At 66.3% G+C, this 9,724-nt stretch carries 9 protein-coding genes; all 9 read left to right on the forward strand.

Annotated features, from left to right (window positions below; all coding sequences use genetic code 11):
- Nucleotides 1-174: 174 nt before the first annotated feature.
- Nucleotides 175-1,476 (forward strand): GTP cyclohydrolase II, encoded by a 1,302-nt coding sequence (locus tag AC1D1Y_RS04170; protein WP_477681232.1) that lies wholly within the window; start codon nt 175-177, stop codon nt 1,474-1,476.
- Nucleotides 1,469-2,761 (forward strand): URC4/urg3 family protein, encoded by a 1,293-nt coding sequence (locus tag AC1D1Y_RS04175; RefSeq protein ID WP_477681233.1) that lies wholly within the window; start codon nt 1,469-1,471, stop codon nt 2,759-2,761. The genes AC1D1Y_RS04170 and AC1D1Y_RS04175 overlap by 8 nt, the downstream gene beginning before the upstream one ends.
- A 73-nt stretch (nt 2,762-2,834) precedes the next feature.
- Nucleotides 2,835-3,476, forward strand: coding sequence for a uracil phosphoribosyltransferase (gene upp, locus AC1D1Y_RS04180; protein WP_477681234.1), 642 nt, complete (start codon nt 2,835-2,837; stop codon nt 3,474-3,476).
- Between the two features lie 172 nt (nt 3,477-3,648).
- Nucleotides 3,649-4,653 (forward strand): BMP family protein, encoded by a 1,005-nt coding sequence (locus tag AC1D1Y_RS04185; protein WP_477681235.1) that lies wholly within the window; start codon nt 3,649-3,651, stop codon nt 4,651-4,653.
- Between the two features lie 25 nt (nt 4,654-4,678).
- Nucleotides 4,679-5,641, forward strand: coding sequence for a 5'-methylthioadenosine/S-adenosylhomocysteine nucleosidase (locus AC1D1Y_RS04190; RefSeq protein WP_477681236.1), 963 nt, complete (start codon nt 4,679-4,681; stop codon nt 5,639-5,641).
- Nucleotide 5,642: 1 nt separating this feature from the next.
- A complete protein-coding gene (locus tag AC1D1Y_RS04195) occupies nt 5,643-6,086 on the forward strand; it encodes a VOC family protein (protein WP_477681237.1) in 444 nt (147 codons plus the stop codon).
- A 118-nt stretch (nt 6,087-6,204) separates the two neighbouring features.
- Complete coding sequence (locus tag AC1D1Y_RS04200) at nt 6,205-7,005, forward strand: alpha/beta fold hydrolase (protein ID WP_477681238.1); 801 nt, start codon at nt 6,205-6,207, stop codon at nt 7,003-7,005.
- Nucleotides 7,002-8,552 (forward strand): ABC transporter ATP-binding protein, encoded by a 1,551-nt coding sequence (locus tag AC1D1Y_RS04205; RefSeq protein WP_477681239.1) that lies wholly within the window; start codon nt 7,002-7,004, stop codon nt 8,550-8,552. Before AC1D1Y_RS04200 ends, AC1D1Y_RS04205 begins: the two co-directional genes overlap by 4 nt.
- Complete coding sequence (locus tag AC1D1Y_RS04210; RefSeq protein WP_477681240.1) at nt 8,549-9,610, forward strand: ABC transporter permease; 1,062 nt, start codon at nt 8,549-8,551, stop codon at nt 9,608-9,610. Before AC1D1Y_RS04205 ends, AC1D1Y_RS04210 begins: the two co-directional genes overlap by 4 nt.
- The last annotated feature ends 114 nt before the right edge of the window (nt 9,611-9,724 follow it).

Here is a 9,724-nt window from a genome sequence, read left to right on the forward strand (position 1 = left end):
AGGACAAGGGTGTCCGGCGGGATACGCGTCCACGGACAGGCGGCGGCGCGCCTGCGGGATGCTTTCTGTCCATGGCGCCATCCACCGCCTGTCGCAAATTAACGACCTCCTGCGGAAAGCGGGCTTGTCAAGCCCGGCACGCATGGCTACATTGGTTTTTTTGAAGGATACGCAATGCCTGCTGAAGTTGCCGCGCCGTCTTCCGGTCCTCAGTCCGTTCCGCCTGCCTCACCGGCTTCCCCCGCTTCCCACATCCGGCTGACCTCCCACGCCGGCGGCACCGGCGCGCTGCCCATCCACTGGGGCGCGGCCACCCCGGCCGAGCGCGGGCCGGTGGTTGGCACCACCACCAAACGCAGCCACCGCAACGTCATCGGCACCCACAGCGGCTCCTACAGCGTCTACCGCGCGCTGGCCGTCGCCTCGGGCGCGCTCTCGGCCAAACACAAGGCCGACCTCACCAACACCTCGCCCACCGACGTCATCGGCCCCTACCCGCAGTGGAGCGAGCCCGGCCGCATCGCCGCCATGGACCCCTGGGGCGCCACCGTGGCAGACGTCTTCGCGGCCGAACTGGCCGCCGGCTACGACATACGCCCCACCATCGCGGTCACGCAGGCCCACGTCATCCTGCCCGAGGTCATCGAGGCCCTGCAGTCCGGCCGCCTCAAGGCCGACGGCAAATACCTCACGGCCGGCGGCGCGGCCATGGTCACCAAGGTCGCGGTCGAGCCGGTCTGGTACCTGCCCGAGGTGGCCCGGCGCTTCGGCTGCAGCGAGACCGACCTGCGCCGCGTCCTGTTCGAGGAAACCGGCGGCATGTACCCCGAACTCGTCACGCGCAGCGACCTCGAGGTTTTCCTTCCTCCTATCGGAGGCCTTACCGCGTATATCTTCGGCAAGCCGCGCGACCTGGCCAACCCCGAGATCGAACTCACCGCCCGCGTGCACGACGAATGCAACGGCTCGGACGTCTTCGGCTCCGACATCTGCACCTGCCGCCCCTACCTCACGCACGCCATCGAGGAATGTATCCAGGGCGCGCAGCGCGGCGGCGTGGGCCTGGTGTCCTATTTCCGCAAGGAGGGCCGCGCGCTCGGCGAGGTCACCAAGTTCCTGGTCTACAACGCCCGCAAGCGCCAGGTCGGCGGCGACACCGCCGACCAGTACTTCGCCCGCACCGAATGTGTGGCCGGCGTGCAGGACATGCGCTTCCAGGAACTCATGCCCGACGTGTTGAACTGGCTGGGCATACGGAAAATTCACCGGCTGGTGTCCATGAGCAACATGAAATATGACGCCATCACGCGCGCCGGCATCAAGGTCGTCGAGCGCGTCAACATCCCCGACCACATGATTCCAGCCGACGCCCAGGTCGAAATGGACGCCAAGATGGCCGCCGGCTACTTCACGCCCGGCGCCGTGCCCGATGCCGAGGAACTCAAAAAAGCCAAGGGCCGGGGGCTGGATGCCTGAAGCCAACACGCCGCCTGTCAATGCCGCTTACACCATCGCCGGCAACCTGCGCGGCATAGGCGCCGCCACAGAACTGCGATCCACCGCCACCATTCGCGCGCGCGCCGCCGCCCTGCTGGCACGCGCGCGCCGCGGCGAATCGGCCTGGTTCAGCGTCAACGACGGCGCGCTGTCCACCGCCGCGGGGCTGGTTGCCGAGATCACGCGCGCCCGCTACCCCAGCCTGGACATTCCCTACCACTCGCGCTGGCGGCATTTCGAGGCCGGCGGCATCGACCGCCCGGCCCTGCTCAGTGAAGCGCTGGGCTCCGCCACGGCGGCCGGCCGCGCACGAGCCCAGATCGACCTGGCGCTCATCAGCGTGCTGCTCGACGCCGGCGCCGGCCCGCAGTGGCGCTACCTTGAAGCCGCCCAAGGCGAGCGGCCCGGCTGCGAATACAGCCGCTCCGAAGGCCTGGGCGTAGCCAGCTTCCATGCCTTCATGGGCGGCATGTTCTCCAGCGATCCGGAGTACCCGCTGCAGGCCGATGCCGCGGGCCTCAAGTCCGTCACGGCCGAACAACTGGCCGCCGCCTTCCAGGTCACCGAGGGCAATCCGCTGGTAGGCCTTGAAGGCCGCGCCGCGCTGCTGCGCCGCCTGGGCCAGGCCCTGCAGGACCAGCCCGCGCTCTTCGGCCCGCGCGGCCGCCCCGGCCACCTGTTCGAGGTGCTGGTGCTGCCCGGCAAAAACACCGTCGAGGCGCATGAGCTGCTGTCCATCCTGCTGACCGGCCTGTCGTCCATCTGGCCCGCGCAGAACCTGCTCGGCAGCATCCCATTGGGCGACTGCTGGCGGCACCCGGCGGCAGGCGAGGCCGACAGCGGGCCCAGCCAGGGCTGGATGCCCTTCCACAAGCTTTCGCAGTGGCTCACCTATTCGCTGCTCGAGCCCTTTGAATGGGCCGGCGTGCAGGTTAACGGCCTGGACGCCCTCACCGGCCTGCCCGAGTACCGCAACGGCGGCCTGTTCCTGGACGCCGGCGTGCTGCTGCTCAAGGACCCGGCCCAGGCCAGCCGCCTGCACCAGGCCGGTGACGAACTCATCGTCGAATGGCGCGCCCTCACGGTGGCCCTGCTCGACGAACTCGCGCCGCTGGTGCGTGAGCAGTTAGGATTGACTGCTGAACAGATGCCGCTGGCCTGTGTGCTCGAAGGCGGCACCTGGGCCGCGGGGCGCGCGCTGGCACAGCAATTGCATCAAGGCTTGCCGCCCCTGAACATCGAAAGCGACGGCACGGTTTTCTGACATTTTTCCGGGAAGCCTGCCGGGCACAAGAGCAAAGACAAATAAAGACAAGACCACAGAGGCACACACGCACATGACCATCCAGCCCAGCAAAGTCCACCTGATAGACCATCCCCTGGTGCAGCACAAGCTCACCCTGATGCGCCGCAAGGACGCCTCCACCAACACCTTCCGCACCCTGCTCAACGAGCTCAGCATGCTGATGGCCTATGAGGTCACACGCGACATGCCCATGCAGGACATCGAGATCGAAACCCCGCTGGAGACCACCACCTCCAAGGTCATAGACGGCAAAAAGCTGGTGTTCGTCTCCATCCTGCGTGCCGGCAACGGCATCCTCGAAGGCATGCTCAGCGTGGTGCCCGGCGCGCGCGTGGGCCACGTCGGCCTGTACCGCGACCCGAAAACCCTCACGGCCGTCGAGTACTACTTCAAGATGCCGCACGACATGGAAGAGCGCGACATCGTGGTCGTCGACCCGATGCTGGCCACCGGCAACTCGGCCATCGCGGCCGTCGAGCGGCTCAAGGAATTGAACCCCAAGTCCATCAAGTTCGTCTGCCTGCTGACCTGCCCCGAAGGCATCAAGGCCCTGCAAGCCGCGCATCCCGACGTGCCCATCTACACGGCAGCCATTGACCGTGAACTGAACAGCCATGGCTACATACTCCCCGGCCTAGGCGACGCAGGCGACCGCATCTTCGGCACCAAATAAATGGACACCCCTGTCGGACGCTCACTGCGTGTAGCGCCTTCTCCCCTTGCAGGGGACCACGCCTGCGGCCCGGCAAAGCCGGTTCCGCGGCCCCCGGCTGGAAAAAGCGGGAACCTTTTGATTTCTTGTCACTGTTTTTCCTGAACCTGAACCCACCAACCCGGAGAGTCCCATGTTTCAAGCCTCCCGCCTCAAGCGCCGCCAACTCGTCCTGCTCGCTACCGCCGCGGCCATCGCCCTGCCCGGCCTGGCGTTTGCCCAGGCCAAGACCAAGGTCGCCGCGCTGTACACCGTGCCCTTCGAGCAGCAATGGGTGAGCCGCCTGCACAAGGCGCTGAAAGCCGCCGAGGCGCGCGGGGAGATTGAATACAAGGCGACCGAGAATGTCTCGAACGCCGACTACGAACGTGTGATGCGTGAATACGCCACGGCCGGCAACACGCTGATCGTCGGCGAAGCCTTCGCGGTCGAGGCCGCGGCCCGAAAAGTCGCCAAGGATTTTCCCAAGGTGTCTTTCCTGATGGGATCGTCGGGCAAGCCGCAGGCGCCCAACTTCTCGGTGTTCGACAACTACATCCAGGAGCCCGCCTACCTGAGCGGCATGATTGCCGGCGGCGTCACCAAGACCAACAAGATAGGCATGGTCGGCGGCTTCCCGATTCCCGAGGTCAACCGCCTGATGAACGCCTTCATGGCCGGCGCGAAAGAAACCAACCCCAAGGTCGAGTTCAGCGTGAGTTTCATCAACAGCTGGTTTGACCCGCCCAAGGCCAAAGAAGCGGCTTTCGCGATGATCGACAAAGGGGCGGACGTGATGTACGCCGAGCGCTTCGGCGTCAGCGACGCCGCCAAGGAAAAAGGCAAGCTCGCCATTGGCAACGTCATCAACACGCAAGACAAATACCCCGACACCGTGGTCGCGTCGGCCCTGTGGAATATGGAGCCCAGCATCGACCGCGCCATCAAGCTCGTCAAGGAAGGCAAGTTCAAGGCCGAGGACTATGGCCCGTACTCGATGATGAAGTACAAAGGCTCCGAACTCGCCCCGCTGGGCACCTTCGAGAAGAAGATTCCGGCCGACATCGTCACCAAGGTCAAGGCCAAAGAGAAAGACATCCTCGACGGCAAGGCCACCATCAAGGTCGACGACAACCAGCCCAAGTCCACGACCAAATAATCGCTGAACCCGAAAGGCGCGCCGTATGCATTTTCAGTTTGACTGGCGGCGCATCTTTTCGTTCCGGCTGGCGGCTTTTGTCATCGCCGGTTTTCTGGCCCTGAGCCTGGCCGGCTGCGCCACCCGGCCCGCCACCGGCACACCGGTGCGGCTGGACGACACACCGCGCATCGCCGTGATGTCGGCCTTCCAGCCTGAACTCACCTTGCTGCTGCGGCAGTTGCAGTCACCGATCCGGCACCGCGTCAACGGCGTCGACTTCCACACCGGCACGCTGCAGGACAAGCCCGTCGTGCTGTTTCTCTCCGGCATCAGCATGGTCAACGCGTCCATGAACACGCAACTCGTGCTGGACCGTTTCAACATCCACAGCATCGTCTTCAGCGGCATCGCCGGCGGCGTCAACCCCGGCCTGCACATCGGCGACGTCAACGTGCCTGCCCAGTGGGGACAGTACCTCGAGGTGCTGATGGCGCGTGAAACCGCGCCCGGCAAATTCGCCATCCCGCCGCGCATGGAAGCCCAGACCCTGGCGCCCTACGGCATGCTGCATCCGCGCCCCGTCGAAATCCGCACTGCCGCCAGCCCGGCGCCGGTGCGCAAGTTCTGGTTCGAGGTCGACCCGCGCATGCTGGCCGTGGCCCGCGGCCTGGGCCCTATCGCACTGGAATCCTGCAATGCCGGTGTCTGCCTGACGCACAAGCCGCAGCTCCTGGTCGGCGGCAACGGCGTCTCCGGCCAGGCCTTCGTCGACAACGCTGCCTTCCGCGAATACACCTTCAAGACCTTTGGCGCCAATGTGCTCGACATGGAAACCGCCGCCGTCGGCATGGTGGCCTACAGCAACGGCGTGCCCTACATCGCGTTCCGCTCCCTCAGCGACCTGGCCGGCGGCGGCGAAGGCGCCAATGAAATGGTGACCTTCATGAATATCGCGGCGGACAACTCGGCCAAGGTGCTGCTGGCATTCCTCGCAGCCTGGAAATAGCATGCCCGAACTCACCGGGATCGACCACATCTACATTGCCGTGAGCAACATGGCAGAGTCGGAAGCGTTCTATGACCAACTCATGCTGAAGGTACTCGGCTGCCGCAAAAACACCTTCACGATTGGTGGGGACCCGCACATCCAGTATTTCAACCGCTACTTCGGTTATGTCCTGCGACCGGCCCGCTCCCAAGCGGGGCACGACCCCTACTCGCCCGGTCTTCACCACTTTTGCCTACGCGTAGACACTGTCGAAGACGTGGTCGAATGTGCCCGGCTGTTGCAGGCCTCAGGCATTAACGCCAGCGAGCCACACAAGCACGACGAATACGCACCTGACTACTGGGCTACTTTCTTCAGCGACCCCGATGGCCTCCGTCTGGAAATCACCAACTACCGCCAGGAGCGGCGTGACCGGCATGACCATTGGGAATCCCTCGGCTGACATTCGCAGCCGCTAGTGCTGCGGCCCCTGTTGATCTGAAAGCCACATTGCCAAACCCCACTTCTTCCGGATGACCGCGCCCTTCCCCCTTGTTCTACGGCTCGTCCTGCTACCCGGAATGGACGGCACAGGAGATCTGTTTGCCCCTTTGCTCAAGGCGTTGCCGACATCCTTGCCGGTAGAGGTCGTGCGCTACCCGGGGCACGAGGCACTGGGCTACGAGGAACTCCAAAAGTTCGTCCAGGCGCGCCTGACTTCCGCGCCTTTTGTCTTGCTGGGCGAATCCTTTTCCGGGCCGCTGGCCATCTCCATTGCAGCCGCCCGGCCGGCCGGCTTGCGTGGGCTCATCCTGTCCTGCACCTTCGCGAAAACGCCTCGCCCTGCCTTGTCTTTTCTCTCCTCCGTGGTTGACAACCCCCTGTTTCGGAGAATTCCGCCGCATGCGCTGACGCGCGTCGTCGGCCCCTTTTTGCTCGGCGGGTTTGCACCCTCCACGCGGAAAATCATGCTCGAGAAGGCCCTGCGCCAGCTGTCACCGCAAGCCATGATCAGGCGGATGCAGGAAGTTCTCCAGGTGGATGTGAGGGACCAGCTCAAACAGATCCAGGTGCCGGTGATGTACTTGCAGGCCAAACAGGACAGGGTGGTTCCAGGCTCGGCGGCCGAATCTTTGAAGCAAGGCCTCCCGGCCATGGACATCGTCAGGATTGACGGGCCGCATTGCCTTTTGCAAGCCTCGGCGGCGCCTGCCGCACTCGCGATTCAGGCCTTCTGCGGCAAGTTGTCTTCTTCACTCCCTCTCCCCCTGGGAGAGGGTTGGGGTGAGGGCCAGCGGCCTTTGAACACGCGCAGTGCGGCATCCGACGCCGCTGGCCCCCATCCCAGCCTTCCCCCAGCGGGGGAAGGAGCAATGCCGTGACAGCAACCCCCGTGCTTCGCCTCAGCGGCATCACCAAACGCTTCGGCCCCCTGCTCGCCAACGACGCGATCTCGCTCGACCTGCATCCCGGTGAAATCCTCGCCCTGCTTGGCGAGAACGGCGCGGGCAAGTCCACGCTGGTGTCCATCCTGTTCGGCCACTACACCGCCGACGAAGGCAGCATCGAAGCCTTCGGCCTGCCCCTGCCGCCCGGCAACCCGCGCGCGGCACTGGAGGCCGGCATCGGCATGGTGCACCAGCACTTCACGCTGGCCGACAACCTCAGCGTGCTTGACAACGTGATGATGGGCAGCGAGCCGCTGTGGCAACCGTTTTCGCGGCGTGGCGCCGCGCGCGCCAGGCTGCTGGACGTGGCCCAGCGCTTTGGCCTGCCGGTGGCGCCCGAGGCCAAGGTCGGCAGCCTCTCGGTCGGCGAACGCCAGCGCGTCGAGATCCTCAAGGCGCTGTACCGCGGCGCGCGCATCCTGATCCTCGACGAACCCACGGCCGTGCTGACCCCGCAGGAAAGCGAAGCCCTGTTCGACACCCTGGGCCAGATGGTGGCCCAGGGCTTGTCCATCATCTTCATCAGCCACAAGCTAGCCGAGGTGCTGCGCGTCTCGCAGCGCGTGGCCGTGCTGCGAGCCGGCAAGCTCGTGGCCCAGGCGCCGGCCGCCGGCACCAGCCAGGCCCAGCTTGCGCAATGGATGGTCGGCCATGCCGTCACGGCCGCGCAGCGCCGGCCCGCGCCGGCCACGGGCGCAGCCGTCTGCACGCTGGAGGCCGTGAGCACGGCGGATGCGGGCCGCGACCGGCTGGACGGCGTCTCGCTGCAGCTCAAGGCCGGCGAGATTGTCGCGATTGCCGGTGTCTCGGGCAACGGCCAGCTCGCACTGGCCGAGTTGCTCTGCGGCATGCGCGAAGCCTGCCGGGGCACGGTGAGCTTGCTGGGCCAGCCCTTGAAAGCCTCGCCCGCCTGGCTGGTCACGCAAGGCGTGGCCCGTATCCCCGAGGACCGCCACGGCGTCGGTGTCGTCGGCGACCTCAGCGTCTGGGAAAACGCCGTCTCGGAGCGACTGCGCAGCCCGGCGTTTTCGAGCGCGCTGTGGGTCAAGCGCCAGGCCGCACAAGCCCATGCGGGGCGCATCGTGCGCGAGTTCGACGTACGCGGCGGCGGGCCGCACACGGCGGCGCGTTCGCTTTCCGGCGGCAATATGCAGAAGCTGATCCTCGGGCGGGCGCTGGTTTCTCCCTCATCCGAAGCCGCTCCGCAGCCACCCCAACTCATCATCGCCCACCAACCGACCTGGGGCCTGGACATAGGCGCGGTCGCCTATGTGCAGCAGCAGTTGATCGCCGCGCGCGATGCCGGCGCGGCGGTGCTGGTGATCTCCGACGACCTCGACGAGGTCATCGCGCTGGGCGACAGGGTCGCGGTCATGCATGCGGGCCGGCTCACCGAGGCCTTGCCGGGCGAGGCCTGGACGCGGGAAGCGATCGGCCTCGCGATGGCCGGCGCCCAAGCCGGGCATGAGGTGCCGGCATGAGACTCGAGAAACGCAGCGAAGTCTCCAAGCTCGCCCTGCTGCTGGCCCCCATAGGCGCGATCGCCTTCACGCTGCTGGTCAGCGCGCTGCTGGTGCTGTGGGCCGGCGCGCCGCTGGGGCAGACCTACAGCCTGCTGTTCAAGGGCGGCTTCGGCTCGGTCTTTGCGCTCAGCGAAACCCTGACCCGCGCGATCCCGCTGATCCTCACCGGCCTGGCCGCCACCGTGGCCTTCAAGGCGCGGCTCTTCAACATAGGCGCCGAAGGCCAGCTCTATGCCGGCGCGCTGGCCGCCGTGGCCGTGGGCGGCCTGCATGGCGGCACCGGCTTTGAGCTGCCCGTCTGGCTGCTGTTCGGCCTCATGATGCTGGCCGCCGCGCTGGCCGGCGCCCTGCTGCTGCTGGGGCCGGCGCTGCTGAAAGCGCGGCTGGGCGTCGACGAGGTCGTCACCACCCTGCTGCTGAATTTTGTGATGCTGCTGTTTGTCTCGGCCATGCTCGACGGCCCCATGAAAGACCCGACCGCCATGGGCTGGCCGCAAAGCGTGGCGCTGATGGGCGACCTGGAGCTCTCCAAGCTGATCGAGCAGACACGCATACACACCGGCCTGTTCTGGGCCTGCGGCCTGGCCGTGGCGCTGTGGGCCTTGCTTAAATACACCGTGCTGGGTTTTGACATACGCGCCATGGGCGCCAACACCCGGGCGGCAGCCTTCGCCGGCGTGCCCGTCACCCGCACCGTGGTGCTGGTCGCCCTGCTCTCGGGCGCGCTCGCGGGCCTGGCCGGCGCCATCGAGGTGGCCGGCCGCACCAGTTACGTCACGCTGGACATGTCGCCCGGCTACGGCTACACCGGCATCGTGATCGCCATGCTAGCCGCCCTCAACCCCCTGGGCGTGATCGCCGCCGCCGTGTTTGTGGCCGGTGTGCTGGTGGGCGCAGACACCATGAGCCGCGCGGTCGGCGTGCCCACCTATATCGCCGACGTCATCGTCGCGGCTTCGCTGATTTCGGTGCTGGTGGCGACGCTGATGACGCAGTACAGGGTGCGGATCAAATGAAACTCTCGCTCCCTCCTTTGTATTCTCTCCTTCCCCCTCTGGGGGAAGGCTGGGATGGGGGCTGCCTGCGCCAACACGGCCGTGGGGGGGGGGGGGGGGGGGGGGGGGGGGGGG

This window comes from Polaromonas sp. P1_G1, from assembly GCF_056405595.1.

Excerpts from the sequence above, each read along its gene's own strand:
- upp (WP_477681234.1), top strand. The coding sequence starts at position 2,835 with ATGACCATCCAGCCCAGCAAAGTCCACCTGATAGACCATCCCCTGGTG.
- AC1D1Y_RS04175 (WP_477681233.1), top strand. The coding sequence starts at position 1,469 with ATGCCTGAAGCCAACACGCCGCCTGTCAATGCCGCTTACACCATCGCC.
- AC1D1Y_RS04190 (WP_477681236.1), top strand. The coding sequence starts at position 4,679 with ATGCATTTTCAGTTTGACTGGCGGCGCATCTTTTCGTTCCGGCTGGCG.
- AC1D1Y_RS04200 (WP_477681238.1), top strand. The coding sequence starts at position 6,205 with ATGGACGGCACAGGAGATCTGTTTGCCCCTTTGCTCAAGGCGTTGCCG.
- AC1D1Y_RS04170 (WP_477681232.1), top strand. The coding sequence starts at position 175 with ATGCCTGCTGAAGTTGCCGCGCCGTCTTCCGGTCCTCAGTCCGTTCCG.
- AC1D1Y_RS04195 (WP_477681237.1), top strand. The coding sequence starts at position 5,643 with ATGCCCGAACTCACCGGGATCGACCACATCTACATTGCCGTGAGCAAC.
- AC1D1Y_RS04210 (WP_477681240.1), top strand. The coding sequence starts at position 8,549 with ATGAGACTCGAGAAACGCAGCGAAGTCTCCAAGCTCGCCCTGCTGCTG.
- AC1D1Y_RS04185 (WP_477681235.1), top strand. The coding sequence starts at position 3,649 with ATGTTTCAAGCCTCCCGCCTCAAGCGCCGCCAACTCGTCCTGCTCGCT.